The sequence below is a fragment of the Azospirillum oryzae genome, from assembly GCF_008364795.1.
Classification (GTDB): domain Bacteria; phylum Pseudomonadota; class Alphaproteobacteria; order Azospirillales; family Azospirillaceae; genus Azospirillum; species Azospirillum oryzae.
The window spans coordinates 134833-153432 of record NZ_VTTM01000015.1 but is presented as its reverse complement, the minus strand read 5'-3'; the positions used below and the strand labels follow the sequence as shown (position 1 = coordinate 153432).

Annotated in this window: 17 protein-coding genes; 11 read left to right on the top strand and 6 right to left on the bottom strand. The window is 68.2% G+C overall.

The genetic code is table 11. The annotated features are described in order from the left end of the window. Window positions 1-19: 19 nt before the first annotated feature. Genes FZ938_RS27585 through FZ938_RS27565 form a run of 5 tightly spaced genes read left to right on the top strand, consistent with a single transcriptional unit; the run spans window position 20 to window position 4510 of the window. A complete protein-coding gene (locus FZ938_RS27585; RefSeq protein WP_149201459.1) occupies window positions 20-829 on the top strand; it encodes a transporter substrate-binding domain-containing protein in 810 nt (269 codons plus the stop codon). Between the two features lie 37 nt (window positions 830-866). Continuing rightward, window positions 867-1655, top strand: a complete 789-nt coding sequence (locus FZ938_RS27580) for an amino acid ABC transporter ATP-binding protein (protein ID WP_281399738.1) — start codon at window positions 867-869, stop codon at window positions 1653-1655. Between the two features lie 30 nt (window positions 1656-1685). Then, the gene (locus tag FZ938_RS27575; RefSeq protein ID WP_149201458.1) at window positions 1686-2624 is read left to right on the top strand and encodes a 2-hydroxyacid dehydrogenase; all 939 of its coding nucleotides are present in this window, start codon (window positions 1686-1688) and stop codon (window positions 2622-2624) included. Between the two features lie 12 nt (window positions 2625-2636). Next, window positions 2637-3776 carry a LacI family DNA-binding transcriptional regulator gene (locus tag FZ938_RS27570; RefSeq protein WP_149201457.1) on the top strand — a complete coding sequence of 380 codons (1140 nt, stop codon included), beginning with the start codon at window positions 2637-2639 and terminating at the stop codon, window positions 3774-3776. Then, window positions 3773-4510, top strand: a complete 738-nt coding sequence (locus FZ938_RS27565) for a 2-keto-4-pentenoate hydratase (RefSeq protein ID WP_149201456.1) — start codon at window positions 3773-3775, stop codon at window positions 4508-4510. Before FZ938_RS27570 ends, FZ938_RS27565 begins: the two co-directional genes overlap by 4 nt. A gap of 47 nt (window positions 4511-4557) precedes the next feature. Here the strand turns inward: FZ938_RS27565 and FZ938_RS27560 are convergent, their stop codons facing one another. Further along, window positions 4558-5721, bottom strand: a complete 1164-nt coding sequence (locus FZ938_RS27560) for a D-alanyl-D-alanine carboxypeptidase family protein (RefSeq protein ID WP_174757430.1) — start codon at window positions 5719-5721, stop codon at window positions 4558-4560. A gap of 138 nt (window positions 5722-5859) precedes the next feature. Then, the gene (gene soxR / locus FZ938_RS27555) at window positions 5860-6315 is read right to left on the bottom strand and encodes a redox-sensitive transcriptional activator SoxR (RefSeq protein ID WP_149201454.1); all 456 of its coding nucleotides are present in this window, start codon (window positions 6313-6315) and stop codon (window positions 5860-5862) included. A gap of 163 nt (window positions 6316-6478) precedes the next feature. Between soxR and FZ938_RS27550 the strand changes: the two genes are divergently transcribed. Next, window positions 6479-7669, top strand: coding sequence for an HPP family protein (locus tag FZ938_RS27550; protein WP_149201453.1), 1191 nt, complete (start codon window positions 6479-6481; stop codon window positions 7667-7669). A 353-nt stretch (window positions 7670-8022) separates the two neighbouring features. Here FZ938_RS27550 and FZ938_RS27545 read toward each other — a convergent pair whose 3' ends face one another. Continuing rightward, window positions 8023-9030 (bottom strand): zinc-dependent alcohol dehydrogenase family protein, encoded by a 1008-nt coding sequence (locus tag FZ938_RS27545; RefSeq protein WP_149201452.1) that lies wholly within the window; start codon window positions 9028-9030, stop codon window positions 8023-8025. Window positions 9031-9144: 114 nt separating this feature from the next. Between FZ938_RS27545 and FZ938_RS27540 the strand changes: the two genes are divergently transcribed. Next, the gene (locus FZ938_RS27540; protein ID WP_149201451.1) at window positions 9145-9993 is read left to right on the top strand and encodes a LysR family transcriptional regulator; all 849 of its coding nucleotides are present in this window, start codon (window positions 9145-9147) and stop codon (window positions 9991-9993) included. A gap of 89 nt (window positions 9994-10082) precedes the next feature. Here FZ938_RS27540 and FZ938_RS27535 read toward each other — a convergent pair whose 3' ends face one another. After that, window positions 10083-11012: a replication protein RepA gene (locus tag FZ938_RS27535; RefSeq protein WP_109074722.1), complete on the bottom strand. Its 930-nt coding sequence runs from the start codon at window positions 11010-11012 to the stop codon at window positions 10083-10085. A gap of 848 nt (window positions 11013-11860) precedes the next feature. Here FZ938_RS27535 and FZ938_RS27530 point away from each other — a divergent pair. The 3 genes from FZ938_RS27530 to FZ938_RS27520 all read left to right on the top strand — a co-directional run bounded on the left by FZ938_RS27530 (window position 11861) and on the right by FZ938_RS27520 (window position 14885). Then, window positions 11861-12871 (top strand): cation diffusion facilitator family transporter, encoded by a 1011-nt coding sequence (locus FZ938_RS27530; protein WP_149201450.1) that lies wholly within the window; start codon window positions 11861-11863, stop codon window positions 12869-12871. Window positions 12872-12937: 66 nt separating this feature from the next. Further along, window positions 12938-13972 carry an AAA family ATPase gene (locus FZ938_RS27525; protein WP_246457940.1) on the top strand — a complete coding sequence of 345 codons (1035 nt, stop codon included), beginning with the start codon at window positions 12938-12940 and terminating at the stop codon, window positions 13970-13972. Further along, on the top strand, window positions 13962-14885 hold the full coding sequence (locus FZ938_RS27520; protein WP_149201449.1) for a ParB/RepB/Spo0J family partition protein: 924 nt from the start codon (window positions 13962-13964) through the stop codon (window positions 14883-14885). Before FZ938_RS27525 ends, FZ938_RS27520 begins: the two co-directional genes overlap by 11 nt. On the opposite strand, the gene FZ938_RS27515 is transcribed toward FZ938_RS27520, so the two are convergent. Further along, the gene (locus tag FZ938_RS27515) at window positions 14882-16315 is read right to left on the bottom strand and encodes an aldehyde dehydrogenase family protein (RefSeq protein ID WP_149201448.1); all 1434 of its coding nucleotides are present in this window, start codon (window positions 16313-16315) and stop codon (window positions 14882-14884) included. The genes FZ938_RS27520 and FZ938_RS27515 overlap by 4 nt on opposite strands. 103 nt (window positions 16316-16418) lie before the next feature. Between FZ938_RS27515 and FZ938_RS27510 the strand changes: the two genes are divergently transcribed. After that, window positions 16419-17318 carry a LysR family transcriptional regulator gene (locus tag FZ938_RS27510; RefSeq protein WP_149201447.1) on the top strand — a complete coding sequence of 300 codons (900 nt, stop codon included), beginning with the start codon at window positions 16419-16421 and terminating at the stop codon, window positions 17316-17318. A gap of 77 nt (window positions 17319-17395) precedes the next feature. Here the strand turns inward: FZ938_RS27510 and FZ938_RS27505 are convergent, their stop codons facing one another. Then, window positions 17396-18571 carry an integrase core domain-containing protein gene (locus FZ938_RS27505; RefSeq protein WP_149201484.1) on the bottom strand — a complete coding sequence of 392 codons (1176 nt, stop codon included), beginning with the start codon at window positions 18569-18571 and terminating at the stop codon, window positions 17396-17398. Window positions 18572-18600 lie beyond the last annotated feature (29 nt).

Genomic DNA, 18600 nt, shown 5'->3' with positions numbered 1-18600 from the left:
GCACTCGGAGGAAACACCCATGGCCTTCACCGTCACCCGCCGTCTCGTCGTCGCCGGCGCTCTCTTGACCGCCGCAGTCGGCCTGACCGCCACGGCGCACGCCCAGAGCGTCGAGGAGATCAAGGGCAAGGGCAAGCTGACCATCGGCATGCTGGTCGATTTCCCTCCCTTCGGCATCACCGACAGCGCGGGCAAGCCCGACGGTTACGACGCCGACGTCGCCAAGCTGATGGCCAAGCACATGGGCGTGCCGGTCGACATTGTGCCGGTGACCGGGCCGAACCGCATCCCCTACCTGCTGACCGGCAAGGTCGACGTGCTGGTCGCCTCGCTCGGCGTCACGCCGGAACGCGCGAAGCAGGTCGCCTTCTCCGAGCCCTATGCGGCGATCGAGATCGGGCTGCTCGCCCCGCAGAAGTCGCCGGTCAAGAAGGCGGAGGATCTGTCGGGCAAGAGCGTCGGCGTCGCCCGCGCCAGCACGCAGGACCAGTCGCTGAGCGCGGTGGCGCCGAAGGATGCCCGCATCATGCGCTTCGACGACGACGCCAGCGCCGTGCAGGCCCTGCTGTCCGGCCAGGTCGATGCGCTGGGCGTCAGCAACGTGGTGGCGCAGCAGATCAAGACGATGGCGCCCCAGGCCAATTACGAGATGAAGTTCGTCCTGAAGAGCCAGGTGCAGGGCATCGCCCTTCGCCAGGGCCAGGACAAGCTGATGGGATGGGTCAACGGCTTCCTCGACACAGTGAAGAAGAACGGCGAGCTGAACGCCATCCATCAGAAGTGGCTGGGCACCGACCTGCCGGCGGCGGTCACCGCCAGCAAGTCCTAAGTCGAACGAAGCGCAATCCCCGGTGGAGGTTACGACCATGACAATGGCGTCTGAGCCGACGCGCGACGGCGTCGCGCCTGCGATGAGTGCGGATGTCGTCATCCGCATGGAAGGCGTCCAGAAATGGTACGATCATTTCCAGGTGCTGAAGGACATCGACCTGGAGGTCCACCGGGGTGAGCGCATCGTCATCTGCGGCCCGTCCGGTTCGGGCAAATCGACCCTGATCCGCTGCATCAACCAGTTGGAACGCCACCAGAAGGGCCGGATCACCGTCAACGGGGTCGAGCTTGGACCGCATCACCGCCAGCTCGACACCGTCCGCCGCGAAGTCGGCATGGTGTTCCAGAGCTTCAACCTGTTCCCGCACCTGACCGTGCTGGAGAACTGCATGCTGGCGCCGATGAAGGTGCGCGGCACGACCAAGGCCGAAGCGAAGGCCACCGCCATCCGCTATCTGGAGCGGGTCCGCATCCCCGAACAGGCCGACAAATATCCGGGCCAGCTGTCGGGCGGCCAGCAGCAGCGCGTCGCCATAGCGCGGTCGCTGTGCATGAACCCGAAGGTGATGCTGTTCGACGAGCCGACCTCCGCGCTGGATCCGGAGATGGTGAAGGAGGTGCTGGACACCATGATCGGATTGGCCGAAGACGGCATGACCATGCTGTGCGTGACGCACGAGATGGGGTTCGCCAAGTCGGTGGCCCACCGCGTGATCTTCATGGACCGCGGCGAGATCGTCGAGCAGAACACGCCGGAGGCGTTCTTCACCGATCCGAAATCGGAGCGGACCCGAAGCTTCCTCGGCCAGATTTTGGCCCACTGAGGAATTTTCCTCCACCAAGGACGAATTGCGATGAAGCCCGAAATCCTGTTGGTCGAACCCATGATGCCCGCCATCGAGCAGGCGCTGGATGCGGCCTACACCGTCCACCGCCTGTCCGCCGCACCTGACCGCGACCGCCTGATCGCCGAGGTCGCCGACCGGGTGCGCGCCGTCGTCACCGGCGGCGGGACCGGCGTGAAGAAGGCGGTGGTCGAGGCGCTGCCCAATGTCGGGATCATCGCCATCAACGGCGTCGGCACCGACGCGGTCGATCTGGAGCATGCCCGCGGCCGCGGCGTGCGCGTAACCAACACGCCGGACGTGCTGACCGACGACGTCGCCGACCTCGCCATCGGGCTGATGATCGCCGCCTCGCGCCGGATGATGGTGGGCGACCGCTTCGTCCGCGCCGGGCAGTGGCCGAAGGGCAAGCTGCCGCTCGCCCGCAAGGTCAGCGGCAAGCGGCTGGGCGTGCTGGGGCTGGGCCGCATCGGCGAGGCCATCGCCAGGCGCGCCGAGGCCTTCGGCATGACCATCGCCTACACCAACCGCAAGCCGCGCGACGGCGTGTCCTACCGCTTCGTCGCATCGCCGGTCGAACTGGCGCGGGAGAGCGACATCCTGATCGTCGCCGCCTCGGCCGGGGCGGACGCCCGCAACATGGTCGGCCGCGCCGTGCTCGACGCGCTGGGGCCGGACGGGCTGCTGGTCAACGTCGCCCGCGGCAGCGTGGTGGACGAGCCGGAGCTGCTGGCCGCCTTGACCGAGGGGCGGATCGGCGGCGCCGCACTGGACGTCTTCGCCGACGAGCCGAACGTGCCGGAGGGCTTCTACGGCCTCGACAACGTCGTCCTCCAGCCGCATCAGGCCAGCGCCACGGTGGAGACGCGCATGGCGATGGGCCAGCTGGTGCTGGACAATCTGGAAGCCTTCTTCGCCGGCCGGCCGCTGCCGACCGCCGTGGTGTGAGGCACCGCCGCCGTGGCCAAGCCGCGCGATAGCAGCAAACCGGGCAGCAGCAAGCCGGCCAGCAGCAAACCTGCCGGCAGCAAGCCTGAAAGCGTCACCCTGACGGAGGTCGCCGGCCATGCCGGAGTGTCGCGCTCGACGGTGTCGCTGGTGCTGCGCGGCAGTCCTCTGGTGGCGGCGGAAACGCGCGAGCGGGTCCAGGCCGCCATGGTGGCGCTGGGCTACATCTACAACCGCGGCGCCGCCAATCTGCGCGCCGCCCGCACCCACACGGTCGGGCTGCTGGTCTGCGAACTGAACAACCCCTTCTATGCCGAGTTGACGGCGGGGGTGGACGACGTGCTGGACACCGAAGGCTTCGTCGCCTTCATCGCCAACACCGCCGAGCAGCCGGAGCGCCAGGACCGTTTCCTGCAGCGGATGCGGGAGCACAATGTCGACGGGGTGATCCTCTGCCCCGCCGCCGGCACGCAACCAGAGCTGCTCGACCGGCTGGACCGCTGGCGGCTGCCCTGCGTGCAGGCTCTGCGCTTCGTCTCGGATCAGGAACGCGACTATGCCGGCGTGGATTACCAGGCGGGCATGGAAACGGTGACCGAGCATCTCATCTCGCTGGGTCACCGGCGGATCGCCTTCGTCGGCGGGACACTGGACCATTCGGCCTACGCGGCGCGGCATGCCGGCTTCACCGCGGCGATGCGGCGGCACGGGCTGGCCGACGATCTGGTGCTGCGCTGCCCGCTGACCCGGCGGTCGGGTGCTGAGATGGCTGATCATCTGCTGAATCGGCCGCAGGCCCAGACGGCGGCCCCGACGGCGGCGCTGTGCTACAACGACGTGGTGGCGCTCGGGCTGATGCTGGGGCTGGAGGCGCGCGGTCTCAGGGCCGGGCGCGATCTGGCCGTCACCGGCTTCGACGACGTGCCGGAGGCCGCGCTCAGCCGGCCGGCGCTGACCACCGTCGCCACCTCCGCAAGGCAGATCGGGCAGGAAGCCGCCCGCCTGCTGCTGCGCCGCATCGCAGACCCGCAAGGCCCGCCCGAGCGGATCATCCTGCCCAGCCGGCTCGTGGTCCGCCAATCCTGCGGCGCCCCCAGCGACTCCCTGGGCGGCGCCCCCTCCCCTTCCCTCCACCACAGAGACCTGTCATGACCGATACCGTCGAGGCCCTGATCGCCGCGCGCGAGACCCGCCAGTGGCTGACCGGGCTGGACAACCGCCCCGCGACCGAAGCGGAAGCCTATGAGATCCAGGATGCCGTCGCCCGCCGCCTGGGGCCCGTCACCGCCTGGAAGGTCGGCGCCGCCACGCCGGACGCCGAGCCCTTCCGCGCGCCGATCAATGCCGCCACCGTCTTCGAGGGCACCGATCACCTGCCGGCCAATCTGTTCCAGGTCATCGGGGTGGAGGCGGAGATCGCCTACCGCTTCGCCCGCGATCTGCCGGTACGCGAGCAGCCCTATAGCCGGGAAGAGGTTCTGGACGCCGTCGCCTCGGTCCATCCCGCCTGGGAGATCGTCGACACCCGCTTCGCCGGGTTCGGCAGCCAGGACCGGCTGAGCCACATGGCCGACCAGTTCAACCACGGCGCCCTGATCGTCGGGCCGGCCATCGCCGACTGGCGCTCGCTCGACCCGCTGAAGGAAACGGTGACGCTGGAGGTCGATGGCGAGACCAAGGTCGATGTCGTCGGCGGCAACAGCGCCGGCGATCCGGTCCGGCTGCTGGTGTGGATGGCCAATGTCGGCACCCGCAGCTTCGGCGGCCTGCATGCGGGCGAAGTGGTGACCACCGGATCCTGCACCGGCACCGTCTTCGTCGAGCCGGGCAGCCGGTCGGTCGCCCGCTACGGCACCATGGGCACCATCACGCTGAAGGTGGATTGAGAGAGTGTGCGCGGGGCCCGGCCTTCACGCCGGCCCCGCAAGGCACCTCACGGCAGCAGGTGCCCCAGCCGCTGGCCGAGAGCGGTGAGGCCGCTGGAGGCCGGGACGTCGGCGCCGGCGACCAGATCCACCGTCCGGCGGACGGCGCCGTCATAGTCGATGCGGAGCTTGCCGACGACATCGCCGCGGTGGACCGGGCTGGGCAGCGGCTCGGCCAGGGTGGCGACGACATGCAGGCTGTTGCGGTCGGCCGGCGCCATGGTCACCGTCACGTCGTCGGCGACCGTCACCGGCACGCTGTCCTCCGCCCCCATCCACACCGGCGCCTGCTCGACCAGCTCGCCCTTGTGCAGCAGGGGGTAGAGCTTGAAGCTGTTCCAGGCCCAGTCGAGCAGCCGCGTCGGCTCGTCGTTGCGGGCCTGCGCGCTGGTCAGGCCGTTGACCACCAACACCAGACGGCGCCCGTTGCGCTCGCCCGAGGCGGTCAGGCCGTAGCCGCCGACCTCGGTGTGGCCGGTCTTGATGCCGTCGACGCTGACGGGGTGGTAGAGCAGCGGATTGCGGTTGCCCTGCCGGATGCCGTTCCAGGTGAAGGTCCGTTCCGACTCGTAATGGTAGAATTGCGGGAAGTCGCGGATCAGGTGGGTGGCGAGGGTCGCCAGATCGCGGGCGGTGGTGTAGTGGCCCGGATCCGGCCAGCCGCTGGCGTTCATGAAGTGGGTGTCGGTCATTCCCAGCTCGCGCGCCTTGGCGTTCATCAGCGCGGCGAAGGCCGACTCGCTGCCGGCCAGCCCCTCGGCCAACGCCACGGCGGCGTCGTTGCCGCTGTCGACCAGCAGCCCGCGCAGCAGATCCTCCACCCGCACCTGACTGCCCAGCTTCAGGAACATGCGCGAGCCGCCCATCTTCCAGGCGGTCTGGCTGACCGGGAAGCCGGTGTCCAGCGTCGTCCGGCCATGGACCAGGGCGTCGTAGGTGAGATAGGCCGTCATCATTTTGGTCATCGACGACGGCGCCATGCGGGTCTCGCCGTCCTTGTCCAGCAGCACCTCACCGCTGGTCAGATCGACCAGATAGGCCTGCCTGGCCGCCGTATCCGGCGGGGTCAGAGCGGCGGCGGGGGCCGAAGCCAGAAAAGCGGCGGCAAGCGACAGGCAGGCAGCCAGACGACGGAGCGGTGCGGCGGAACGGGGCGGATTGGCGACGATCACCCTGTGGATCCTTTGAGGTGACGGATGGCTCTTTCGACGGCCGTTTCCATGGACCATCGCCGCGCCGTCTTCACCCCTTATTTTCGTATGGGCCGCAATTTTAATGTGGGACAAGCCCAAGGTCAGGCGGACCCAAGGTCAGGCCGGGTCGAGCAGCCGCGGGCCGGCGCCGCCATCGCCAAGCTCGTCCCACGGGTTGCGCAGGGGGCATTCGCGGATCGACAGGCAGCCGCAGCCGATGCAGCCGTCCAGATTGTCGCGCAGCTTGGTCAGCTTGGCGATGCGGTCGTCCAGCTCCGTCCGCCAGCGTTCCGACATGCGGCGCCAGTCGGCGGTGGTGGGGGAGCGGTCCTGCGGCAGGGCGTTCAGCGCGTCGGCGATGGAGGCGAGCGAGATGCCGAGCCGTTGCGCCACCTTGATCACCGCCACCCGCCGCAGCACGTCGCGGGAAAAGCGGCGCTGGTTGCCGGGATTGCGCCAGCTGCGGATCAGCCCCTGCGCCTCGTAGAAATGGATGGTCGAAACCGCCACGCCGGAGCGGCGCGCCACCTCCCCCACCGTCAGCTCCTTGTCGTACTCCTCCGGCGACAGCATTGCGGCCCCTCCCCATTCCTGCAACCCACCGTCCCGCCAGTCTGACGGCTTTTCCGCTTGACCTCAAGTTCTGTTGAGGTTTTAGGGTCGGCGGACTTTGCCGCCGAAATGGGCAAAGTGCCGAATGGGTGATCAGCAGTTTAGACCGAGGAATGGGGACCGTATGACCAGGGGAAAGCTTGCCGCCTTGCGGAACCGTCTGGCGGGATTGGGTGAGTTGGTGTTCCGGCCGATCCTGCCCGGCGCCACGCTGCGCGACCGGATGATCGCCTGCTGCGGCGCGCTGCTGGGCATCGCCGCGACCGGGCTGCTCTGCCGCAACATGCTGACCTTCATGTCCAGCGCGCCGGTGCTGGTGGCGCCGATGGGGGCGTCGGCGGTGCTGCTGTTCGCCGTGCCGGCCAGTCCGCTGGCCCAGCCCTGGTCGATCATCGGCGGCAACACGCTGTCGGCCATTGTCGGCGTGCTGGTCGCCAGCGTCATCCCCGACCCGATGCTGGCCGGGGCCGCCGCAGTGGCGCTGGCCATCGCCACCATGTCGCTGACCCGCTGCCTGCATCCGCCCGGCGGCGCCGCCGCGTTGACCGCGGTGCTGGGCGGCCCGGCGGTGACCGAGATGGGGATCAAGTTCGCCTTCTTCCCCGTAGCGGTGAATTCCATCCTGCTGCTGACCGCCGGGCTGATGTTCCACCGGCTGTCCGGCCACCGCTATCCGCACAAGGCGGTCAACACCCACCGCACCAACGATCCGCCGGCGCAGCTGCGGCCCGGCCTGACCCAAGGCGACGTCGATGTTGCGCTGCGCACGCTGGCCGAGACGCTGGACGTCAGCCGCGACGACCTGGGCGCCCTGCTGGTCAATGCCGAGCTGCACGCGCTGGAGCGGCTGCATGCCGACATCACCTGCCGGGAGATCATGTCGCGCGACGTGGTCACGGTGACGCCGGACACCCACCCGCAGGTGGCGCGCGCTAGGCTGCTGGAGCATGGCTTCCGCACGCTGCCGGTGGTGGATGGGCAGAACATGGTGGTCGGCATCGTCGGGCACGAGCAGCTGTCGCATGGCGACGCCGTCCATCACGGATCGCGCGTCGCCGCCGTGATGGCGCCGGCGGCGACCGAACTGCCCGACACGCCGGTCTTCCGCCTGCTCGGCCGCCTGTCCGACGGCCGCACCCATGACGTGGTGATCGTCGACCAGAACCGCCGGGTGCTGGGCATGATCACCCAGACCGACCTGCTGGTGGTGCTGGCCCGCACCGCCCTGGCGCGTGCGGTGCAGACCGGAGTCGATGGGCTGAACGACGCCCTGCCGCGCGGCTATCTGCGCGACGTGGCGGCGGGTCGGGCGTAACGCTTCGGAAGGCGAGTCCCCTCCCTTTGCCTTCCCCGGGGCGGAGGGGGAATGGGACGTTTGAAACACCGTGAAACAGGATCCTGGGAGCTGTTCACCTGTTCCATCCGGGCTGAACAGGTGGATGACGCGGCCGGCAACCCGTTGGCATCCCGACCAAAACCGGCTGGAGCCGGAGATCCGCGACTGGCTGAACATGGTGCACCCTCCGTGGCCGATTATAGGTTCATAGTCCTACCACGGAGAGGGCGGGCGGATAAGCGGCTATGGGAAAATCGTCGCCGCAGGTCCGCTGTCACCAACGATTTTCCTTGAACTTTGGTGACGTCCGCCCGGAGTGAAGATCGGTACGGTCAGAACGCGATGTCGACGACGATCTTGCCGCCGGCACTGCCGTCGGTCACGGCCGTGTGCGCTTCGTCGGCCTGCTCCAGCGGGAAGCGCCGCGGATCGAGACGGGGCAGCAGCTTGCCGGCTTCGACCAGGGCGGCGGCGCGGCGCAGGATTTCGCCATGGTTCGCCATTCCTTCCCCCGTCAGCATGGGCAGCAGGGTGAAGACGCCGGAATAGGTCGCGGCACGGAACGACAGCGGCGCCAGCGCATGCGTCCCCCAGCCCAGGCAGCTGACCACATGGCCGAAACGCCGCACCGCCTGGAACGAGGCATCGAGCACCGGCCCGCCGGCGGTGTCATAGACCAGATCGAAGCCATGGCCCCCGGTGTGGCGGGCGACATAGGCTTCGACCGTCTCGGCCCGGTAATCGATGGCGGTGGCGCCCAGCCGTTCGACGAGCGCCAACTTTCCCGCGGACTCGGTCGCCCAGACGGCCGCGCCGAAGGCACGGGCGATCTGCACCGCCACATGGCCCACGCCACCGGCGCCGCCCTGGACCAGAACCGTCTGTCCGGGTTGCACATTGGCGCGGTCGACCAGCCCTTCCCAGGCGGTGATGGTGATCAGCGGCAGCGCGGCGGCTTCGCGCATCGTCAGGTTCGCCGGCTTGTGCGCGAGCAGGTCGGCCTGGACCGCGGCGTATTCCGCCAGCGAGCCCTGCCGGCCACCGACGCCGCCGGTCATGCCATAGACCTGATCGCCGGGCCGGAAGGCGGTGACGCCGGGACCGACGGCGACGACCTCGCCCGCCAGATCGATGCCGAGAATGGCGGGCAGCGGATGTTTCGCGTGGGCGGCGGCGCCGGCCCGGATCTTGGTGTCCAGCGGGTTGACGCCGCTGGCGGCGATGCGGACCAGCACCTGACCGGGACCGGCCACCGGCCGCGCCACCTCGGTCAGCCGGAACGGGGCGTCATACGCGTCCAGCACCAGCGCGCGCATCGTGTTGTTCGGATCCTGGGACATGGTCTTGCTCCTCGTTGGGGTGCATCGTGGTGACGTCCCGAAGGATGTCCCTAACGCGGTTGTTTGAAAAACAACGATACTGTTTGAACTCCATTCATTTATGTATGATCCGGCATGGAGTGGAGCGACCTTCGGATATTCCTGGCGATCGCCCGCGAGGGCACGCTCGGCGCGGCGGCACGGCGGATCGGACAGACCCAGCCGACCATGGGGCGGCGTCTGCGCGCGCTGGAAGAGGCGGTGGGGCACACGCTGTTCCAGCGAACCAGCGACGGTTTCGTGCTGACCGACGAAGGGGCGGCCGTGCTGCGCCATGCCGAGCGCATGGAAGAGGAAAGCCTTGCGCTGGAGCGCGAACTGGCCGGCAAAGGCGGACGGCTGGAGGGCAGCCTGCGGCTGTCGTCCTCCGACTGGTTCGGCCTTCACATGCTGACCCCGGTCCTCCACGAGTTCACGCGGCGCCACACCGGTGTGACGGTGGAATTGCTGACCGAAGCGCGGTTGCTGAGCCTGTCCAGGCGGGAGGCCGACCTCGTGTTCCGCATCCGTCCGTTCGACGAGCCGGAAGTGGTGCAGCGCAAGCTGACCCGGATCGACTACGCCCTGTATGGGATCGTCGGCAGCCCGCCGCCGAAGGTCGGTGACGGCACCGGCTGCGCGCTGGTCACGATGGACACCGCCTTCGGCGGCATGCCCGATGTGGAATGGCTGCGGCGGATGCTGCCCAATGCCCGCATCGCGTTTCGCAGCAACAACCGTGACGTCCAGGCCGCCATGGCCGCGTTCGGCGTCGGATTGGCGGTTCTGCCGCGCCCGATCGGCGATGCCCTGGACCGGTTGCAGGTCATCGACCTTGGCGAGCCGCCGCCCGGACGCGATGTCTGGGTCGGCTATCACCAGGATCTCCGCCGGCTGGCCCGCCTGCGCGCCCTGCTGGATCTGGTGATAGAACGCTTTTCGTGACTGCCGGTCTGCGATGCACAGCGTCACCAGAGTTCAGGAATCGGCGGGACCAGCGTCACCAAAGTTCAGCGCCGGGAGTCCACAGGACGTCAGGCGATGCGCGCCATCACCCGCTCGTTGATCGGCGGTCGCGACGGGTAGAGGATCAGGCCCTCGGCGGCTTCCTCGACCCGGGCGTCCGGATAGGCGGCCATGGCGTATTTCAGATTCGGGATGAACTTGGTCTTGAACTGACGGACCAGGGCGTAGCCGGCGCCGAACTGGCCGTGCAGGGCCGCCCAGGTGATCGGCGTCGGCTTGTCCAGCGAATGCAGGCGGTAGGCCAGCCAGATATAGACGTCGAGCGCCATTGACTTGCCGCTGATCGCCTTCAGCGCCTCTTCCGCCACCGGGACCGGATGCTCGCGAAGGGCCTTGAAGAAGCTGTCGCTGAGCCGCACCGTCTCGGTGAACAGGGTTCCCTGGCGGTCGTCGGGACGGCGCAGCTGGATGGCGTCGGCGACGATCGATTCTTTGCTCTGCCGCCGGCCGCCGTCGGCGTCGGTGAAGAAGGTCAGATGACAGGCGGAGAGGCGGGCCGCCTGATCTTCCACGTCGCGATAGGCCTTGCCGCAGATCGGAATGTCCATGCGTTTCAGCCAGTCATGCATGGAACCGCCCAGTTCCACCTCCGGATTGCCGGTCTGGATGGCGCGGGTCTGCAAATAGAGCAGGATCATGCGCGCCCGGCTGCCATAGGGGACGCCGATTCGGCGGGTGACGCCGTTGCGGTCCTCGATCACGCCGGGCTGGATCACCAGCTTCACCTTGTGGCCCGGCCGTTCCCAATGCTGGTCGTCGGGAAGCTGGCGGTGGGGCAGTGCCGTCTGGCAGAATCCGGCATAGGTGATGCCGAGCTTGCCGTTTTCCGCCGCCTGGACCGCGGCGGCGATGTCGATCAGGGGCCGTTCCTCGTCCGAAACGAGGGCCAGTGCGCCGTCGCGTCCGTGAGTCTCGATCAAACGATGAATGCTGCCCATGCCGACCTCCCGCTTTTGGTTCCGTGACGGCGCACTTGCCAAGGGTCATGTGACCGTCCGGTGACCGAACCTGCCAGATACAACACCCCGGATCGCGCCAAAGGCAATTTGAACCTTGGTGACGCAGGCTAATTGGAAGCTATTTGGAACCAACTATTAGATTCGTCACCAAGGTTCAGGGGATAAGTCCGAGTCGCGTCACCACAGTTCAAGGATGGCGTCACCAAAGTTCATGGGGAAAAACCGCGTGGCTGTGGACGAATCGGGTCTGCCGATCGCTTGGCAGTTTGAACCTTGGTGACGTCGGACCTGTCGATTCGGGGTTGGATTCGGGTGGCGGCGCCTGCGGAGCGTCACCAAAGTTCAAGGATTCCAGCGGATTGGAGCCGTGCCGTTACCGGCATCGCACGGCCCGCCAGGAGAGTTGTCGGCCCTCCGTCATCCCCACGAAGGCGGGGATTGGGGAGATGTCCCGAATAAGTCGCTGAATTGGCTGGATTTCCGCCTTCGCGGGAAGGACGCCGACCTGAGCGGAGGCTCGTCCGGTCACCTATCACCGGTCCGCACTGTCCGGGCGTCACCAAAGTTCAAACGGCCGGTCGAGTCGATTCGGGGCCGGTGGCGTCACCAAAGTTCAAACCCCAGAACCGCCGCTGAACTGCCCGGCGTCACCAAAGTTCAGGAGTCTTGCCGAGTCGGTTCGGCCGGGGGCGTCACCAAAGTTCAAATCCGGGCGGCCCATATCGCCGTCGGGGCGTCACCAAGGTTCAGGCGGTCGGCGGCCTGGGAACCGGCCGGCGGCAGCAGAGTTGTCTTGTCCGTGGGTTTGGCCGGGGGAAGGGGGCGATATGGCGCGGAACGCGATGACGGCGTCGGCGGGCGGGGCAGAAGAAGGGGAGTCGGGGAAAGTCGTCTTCGCCGCCATCGCATCCAATCTGGCGATCACCGTCACCAAATTCGTCGCGGCGGTCGTCACCGGCAGCTCGTCCATGCTGAGCGAGGCGGTCCATTCCCTGGTCGATACCGGGAACGAGGCGCTGATGCTGGTCGGGCTGAAGCGGTCGAAGAAGGCGCCCGACGAGCGCCATCCCTTCGGCTACGCGCGCGAGCTGTATTTCTGGACCTTCGTCGTGGCGCTGGTGATCTTCGCCGGCGGCGCGGTGGTCTCCATCTATGAAGGGGTGGAGAAGATCCTGCACCCGCAGCCGGTGGAATCGCCCTGGATCAACTTCGTCGTGCTGGGTGTCGCCTTGGTGATGGAGGGGATCAGCTGGATGGTGGCCCTGCGCGCCTTCAACGCCAGCCGGGGCGAGGCCGGCGTGTTCGAGACCGTCCATGCCAGCAAGGACCCCACCGTCTTCATCGTGCTGTTCGAGGATTCGGCAGCCCTGGTCGGGCTGCTCATCGCCGCCGCCTGCCTGTCGGCCGACCTGGCTCTGGACCAGCCGGTGTGGGACGGCATCGGATCGGTCCTGATCGGTCTGGTTCTGGCAATCACCGCCGCCTTTCTCGCCTATGAGACGAAGAGCCTGCTGATCGGCGAGTCCGCCCGCCCCGACCTCGTGCGCGGGGTACGCGCCCTGCTGATGGAGGATGCTGCCGTCGACCGGGTGAACGAGGTGCTCACCATCCATCTCGGCCCGCAGGTGGTGATCGTGACCGTCAGCCTGGATGTGCGGGACGAGGTCAGCGGCGGGGAGGTGGAGCGGGCACTGGCCCGCGCCGAACGGCGGGTGAAGGAGCGGTTCCCGGAAATCCGCCGTGTCTTCACCGAAGTGCGGGCGGCGGACGGGAACCGCGACCACGACCCGACTGAGGGCGGCAGGGTTGTTGTGGCAACTCCGCGCGGGCTCCATTGACAAAGTTCCGGCAACTTGCTCAGACTCCGCGCGGCCGCATCTGTGGGCCGCCGGAGTTGAAGGGGAATGACCGGAATGCTGTCGACGAGGGGTGGGGGCGGGGGCGACGACATGCGCCAACTGCGCGAGCGCCGCGGCGAGAATCAGACGCAGTTCGCCGAGTGGCTGAACGCGCAGCTCGGCCGCAGCTATACCAAGGCGCGGATCAGCCGCTGGGAAAGCGGGGCGGAGCGCATCCCGCAGCAACTGGTCGATTTCCTGACCCGCCACAAGGCGGACGAGCGGCCCCGCTCCGCAACCTATCTGGCGGTCGCCAACCAGAAGGGCGGCGTCGGCAAGACCGCCACCGCCGTCAACCTCGCCTATGCCCTGACGGAAGGCGGGGCGCGGGTGCTGCTGATCGACTGCGATTCGCAGAGCAACGCCACCGTCCATGTCGGCATCGGCAACGCCGCCATCGTCGCTTTGGAGCAGCAGCGCAAGACACTTTATTATGTGCTGCGCTCGGAAGAGCCGCTGACCTCGGTCATCATGCCGACGGCGGAGCGCGGGCTGGATCTGGTCCCGGCCGGACTGTCGCTGGCCGATGCCGACGTGGAGCTGGCGGCCGATTCCACCGGCGGGCTGATCCTGCGGGAGAAGCTGGACGAGGTGCGCCACGTCTATGATTTCGTGGTGATGGACTGCGCCCCCAACCTGGGGCTGGTCACCGCCAACGCGCTGTCGGCGGCGGAGCTGGTGGTGGTGCCGGTGCAGACGGAGGCGCTGGCCCTGCTGGGCGTCAAGCGGCTGGTCGACACCATCGGCCGCATCCGCCGCCGGGTGAACCCGTCCTTGCGCATCGCCGGCATCATCCCGACCATGTACAACGACCGGCTGACCCAGGACCGCGCCACCCTGCAGGAGCTGATGGAATCCTACGCCGGTCAGGTGCCGGTCTTCGCCCCCATCCCGCGCGCCACCGTCTATGGCAAGGCCGCCGCCGCCGGCATGATCACGCTGGCCGGCGATCCGAAGGCGCCGGGGGCCGAAACCTTCCGCGAGGTGGCGCGCCAGATCCGCGCCTATGCCCAGAACCGGGAGATGCCGCATGTCGCGTAAGTTCGAACGCAAGACCCGCGAACTGCTGGGCACCGCGGCGGAGCCGGCGGGCGCCATGGCGGGCGGGCTGACGGTGGGCAGCGACCGGCTGTTCGGCACCTCGGCCGGCTTCCCGCATGTGGTGGAGCTTGACCTCGCCCGCGTCCACCGCAATCCGGACCAGCCGCGTCGCCATTTCGACGAGGCGGAACTGCGCAGCCTGGCATCGTCCATCGAGCGGCACGGGTTGCAGAACCCGATCCTGGTCCGCCCCCTGCCCCAGGGGGAGTATCTGCTGATCGGCGGCGAGCGCCGGGTGCGCGCGCACGAGATGCTGGGCCGCAAGACGGTCTTCGCCATCCTGACCTCCGGCGATCCGGACGAGATCGGGCTGATCGACAATGTCCAGCGCGTCGACCTGAACGCGGTGGAATATGCGGCGGCGCTGGCCCGGCTGATCGACAAGCACGGCTACACCCATGACGAGCTGGCCGCCGTGGTCGGGCGCGACCGCACCGACGTGACCAAGCTGCTGGCGATCATGGGCCTGCCGGCCGAGATGCGGGAGGAATATGCGACGCGCTTCGCCCATGTCTCCCGTTCCGTGATGATCGAGATCGCCGCCGCCCCGGCCGAACTGCACGCCCGGCTGTGGGAACGCGCCAAGGAGGGGGCGAGCGTCAAGGCGGTGCGGCAGGCCAAGCGCGAGCATGCCAATGGCGGCGCTGCGGAAGACGCTTCGCCGCCGGAGCCGCCCCAGGAGCCGGATGCCAAGGAAGCGATGCGGACCCTGCAGGCCAGCGTGAAGCGCATCCTCCGCGACGTGGCCGTGGTGCGCGAACGGTGCCGCTACCTCGACCCCGACAACCGCGACCGGCTGATGCGGCTGCGGGCGGAGATCGACGCGATCTTGGAGGGGGAAGCGGGCGCCTAGACGCCCTCCCCCAGCAGCGCCTTGGGTTCCAGGAAGGCGTCCAGGCCGAAGCTGCCATATTCGCGGCCGATGCCGGACTGCTTGAAGCCGCCGAACGGCGCCTTCGGGTCGTGGGTCAGGCTGTTGATCAGCACGCGGCCGGCGACGATGCGGTCAGCCACGCGGCGGGCGCGGGCGGTGTCGCCCGACAGCACATAGGCCTGAAGGCCGTAGACGGTGTCGTTGGCGATGGCGATCGCCTCCTCCTCATCCTCATAGGGGAGGATGGAGAGGACGGGGCCGAAGATCTCCTCGCGCGCGATGGTCATGTCGTTGCGGACGGCGGTGAACAGGGTCGGCCGCACGAACCAGCCCCCGGAAAATTCCGGTTGCCCGTCCGGTCGGCCTTCTCCGCCGGCCAGCAGGACGGCGCCCTCCTCCACCCCGATGCGGATGTAGCGCTGCACCCGTTCCCACTGGGTACGGCTGACCATCGGGCCGACAATGGTCGCCGGATCGCGGGGATCGCCGGCGCGCACCGCCTCGACCGCCGATCTGGCTCGTGCCTCGATCTCGGCGAGGCGGCTGCGCGGGGCGAGCAGGCGGGTGCCGGCGATGCAGGCCTGGCCGCTGTTCATGAAAGCGGCGTTGATCGCCAGCGGGATCGCCTGGGACAGGTCGGCGTCGTCGAGGATGATCGTCGGCGACTTTCCGCCCAACTCCAGCGTCACCCGCTTCAGCGTGTCGGCGGCGGAGCGCAGAATCGCCTTGCCGGTGGCGGTGAAGCCGGTGAAGGAGATCTTGGCGACATCGGGGTGGCTGGAAATCGTCGCCCCCACCCGGTCGCCACGGCCGGTGACGATGTTGAACAGGCCGGGGGCCAAGCCGGCGGCATGCAGCGCCTCGGTCACGATCTGGGTCTGGCGGGCGCTCATCTCGCTGGGCTTGATCACCGTGGTGCAGCCGGCGGCGATGGCGGTGGCGAGCTTGCCGCAGATGAAGCCGGCGTTGCTGTTCCACGGCGTGATGAGCCCGGCGACGCCGAGCGGCTCCATGCTGACCTCGGCCGTGCCCATCCGGCGGAGGAAGGGATAGTCGGCGAGCAGCGCAGCGGTCTCGCGGAAGGCGTTCACCGGATGATCGACCATAAAGGCGGCGCGCGAAGCCGGAGCGCCATATTCCCCGATCACGGCGTCGAGAAGGTCGTCGCGCCGGGCGGCGACGGCATCGGCCAGCCGGTGCAGCATGGCGATCCGCTCCGCCTTGCCGGTGCGGGAGAAGGCGGGCAAGGCGCGCTTGGCTGCGGCGATGGCGGCGCGGACATCCTCCTCGTCGGCAAGGCGGACGCGGCCGGTGACGGCGCCGGTCGCCGGATCGTGCAGGTCGAACAGCTCCGTGCCGTGCGGGGTGACGAAGCGGCCGTCGATATAGATGGTGTCGATGGTGTGCATGGTGGTCTCCCGGATTGGCCGTTGGCTGCCCATCCAGGTGGCATGCGGTCTGTCGGGTGATAAGATGGACAATCCCGCATGAATCGGTGAACGGATCGGGACAATGGTGCTCACTGGACTGGCGGAGCTTGAGGCCGTGCAGGCGGTCGCCCGTCATCGCGGCTTCCGGGCCGCGGCGGCCGAACTGGGGATGTCCCGCTCGGCGCTCAGCCACGCCATCGCGGCGCTGGAGGAGCGGCTGGGGGTGCGGCTGTTCCACCGGACGACGCGCAGCGTCGCGCTGACCCAGGCGGGGGAGCAGTTCGTCGCCGACACCGCCCCTGCCCTGCGCGACATCCGCGCCGCGTTCGACCGGTTGGGCGACCATCGGGCGGTGCCGACGGGGACGCTGCGCATCAACAGTTCGGCCGGCGCCGCGCGGATGATCATGAAACCGGTCATCCTGGAGTATCTGCGCCGTTATCCCGCGATGACGGTGGACATCGTCACCGAAGGCAAGCTGGTTGACATCGTGCTGGAGGGATTCGATGCCGGGGTGCGGCTGGCGGAGCAGGTGCCGCAGGACATGATCGCCATCCCGCTCGGCCCCGAGCTGCGCTTCGCGGTGGTCGGCACGCCGGAGTATTTCGCCGGCCGTTCCCTGCCGGTCACGCCGGCCGACCTCGCCGCGCACCGCTGCATCCGCAGCCGCCTGCCGAGCGGCGCCCTTTACCGCTGGGAATTCGAGCGGCATGGCGAGACGGTCGCCATCGACGGCAGCGGGCCGCTGATCCTGGACGATCCGGACCTGATGCTCGACGCCGTGCGGGCGGGGATGGGGGTGGGCTATCTGGCGGAGTGGCATGTCGCCGAGGACATCGCCGCCGGCCGCCTGCTGCGCGTGCTGGATGCGTGGACCCAGCCGTTTCCGGGCTTGTGTCTTTATTATTCGGGCCGGCGCCATCTGCCGCCGGGGCTACGGGCGCTGGTCGATCTGGTGCGGGAGATTGGGGGTGGACGGTAGCGGGCGATGTGGGACGTCCCACAATTGTGCAACGTGCAGATAGGTAACGGAATAGACCGTCCAGATGGGTGACACATTCAGCCCTGAGCGGTGGCATGCCACCGCTCAGGGCTCCGGATTGTTCTCGCTCCTTTGTCGATGTATCCGAGCAGGAGGTCGAAGTAATAGACGGCCATGTAGCCCTGGTCGGTTTCGGAGACGGCGACAGGTTCGCCGATCAGCACCTCGCCGATGAAGACGAAGCCGCCGGCCCATTTGATGTCACCATTGGTGCGGACGCGACGGCAGGCTTGTTCCTGGCTGTAGACCGGTTCTGCGAGGCATCCATCATAGTGTCTGTTTGAAGCGCTGTAGAAGCGGGCGGGCTGACGCTGGCCGAGTGCCTCATGCGGGCGCTCATGGTTGAACTCGGCACGGAAGGCGTCGAGACGCTGCTGTTGCTCCCGGGCATCGGCGCTGGGCGACGCCATCGCTTCGGCATGCAAGGTCCGGTGCATCCGTTCGTGGCGGCCATTCTGCTGGGGCTTTCCGGGTGTGATCCGCTCCGGCCGGATGCCCAGCTTCAACCACCAGACCGACAGTTCCGACAGACCGGCCACCCCGGTGCTGGCGAAGGGGACGCCGTTGTCCGAGCGGATCGCCGCCGGAAGCCCATACTCACCGAACAGGCGCTCGAAGATCGGGCGGGCACTGGCGCTGTCCAGCCGAGGAACCAGATCGGCCGCCAGAAGAAACCGGCTGTAGGCGTCGCTCACCGTCAGCGGATCGCATCGTTGACCATCCCGGCTGCGGACCCAGCCCTTGTAATCGGCACACCACACATCATTGGCAGCCTGGGCGTGGGCGAGCGGCTGCTGGTAGGGCGGGGTCCGCCGACGCCCGCGCCGTGGCTGGCTCAGCCCCGTACGGCGCAGCAGGGCGCCGATGCTGCTGGCCGCCGGCCACATGGTCCCAGGCTCACGTTCGCACAGCTTCGCCCGCAGCTTCAGCGGGCCCCAATGCGGCTTCTCCACTCGCAACGCAAGGATCGCTTCTCGAACCTCCGCCGCCATCTGCGAGGGCTCGATCCGCGCGCGAGATTGGTCAACCAATCCGGCGGGACCGCTCGTCCGATACCGATCAAGCCACTTGTAACCGGTTTTCCGGCTGATTCCGAAACGCTCGCATAGCCACGACATCGGCTGCTCGCCACTCAGGCACGCCGAAACAAACTTCAGTCGCTCGTCCATGGTGCAGGTCTCTTCCCATGGCATCAGCGTCTCCATTCATGGTTCGCTGACAC

Coding starts and splice junctions, on each gene's coding strand:
- FZ938_RS27585 (WP_149201459.1), top strand. CDS start 20: ATGGCCTTCACCGTCACCCGCCGTCTCGTCGTCGCCGGCGCTCTCTTG.
- FZ938_RS27580 (WP_281399738.1), top strand. CDS start 867: ATGACAATGGCGTCTGAGCCGACGCGCGACGGCGTCGCGCCTGCGATG.
- FZ938_RS27575 (WP_149201458.1), top strand. CDS start 1,686: ATGAAGCCCGAAATCCTGTTGGTCGAACCCATGATGCCCGCCATCGAG.
- FZ938_RS27565 (WP_149201456.1), top strand. CDS start 3,773: ATGACCGATACCGTCGAGGCCCTGATCGCCGCGCGCGAGACCCGCCAG.
- soxR (WP_149201454.1), bottom strand. CDS start 6,315: ATGCTGTCGCCGGAGGAGTACGACAAGGAGCTGACGGTGGGGGAGGTG.
- FZ938_RS27550 (WP_149201453.1), top strand. CDS start 6,479: ATGACCAGGGGAAAGCTTGCCGCCTTGCGGAACCGTCTGGCGGGATTG.
- FZ938_RS27545 (WP_149201452.1), bottom strand. CDS start 9,030: ATGTCCCAGGATCCGAACAACACGATGCGCGCGCTGGTGCTGGACGCG.
- FZ938_RS27540 (WP_149201451.1), top strand. CDS start 9,145: ATGGAGTGGAGCGACCTTCGGATATTCCTGGCGATCGCCCGCGAGGGC.
- FZ938_RS27535 (WP_109074722.1), bottom strand. CDS start 11,012: ATGGGCAGCATTCATCGTTTGATCGAGACTCACGGACGCGACGGCGCA.
- FZ938_RS27530 (WP_149201450.1), top strand. CDS start 11,861: ATGGCGCGGAACGCGATGACGGCGTCGGCGGGCGGGGCAGAAGAAGGG.
- FZ938_RS27525 (WP_246457940.1), top strand. CDS start 12,938: ATGACCGGAATGCTGTCGACGAGGGGTGGGGGCGGGGGCGACGACATG.
- FZ938_RS27520 (WP_149201449.1), top strand. CDS start 13,962: ATGTCGCGTAAGTTCGAACGCAAGACCCGCGAACTGCTGGGCACCGCG.
- FZ938_RS27515 (WP_149201448.1), bottom strand. CDS start 16,315: ATGCACACCATCGACACCATCTATATCGACGGCCGCTTCGTCACCCCG.
- FZ938_RS27510 (WP_149201447.1), top strand. CDS start 16,419: ATGGTGCTCACTGGACTGGCGGAGCTTGAGGCCGTGCAGGCGGTCGCC.
- FZ938_RS27505 (WP_149201484.1), bottom strand. CDS start 18,571: ATGCCATGGGAAGAGACCTGCACCATGGACGAGCGACTGAAGTTTGTT.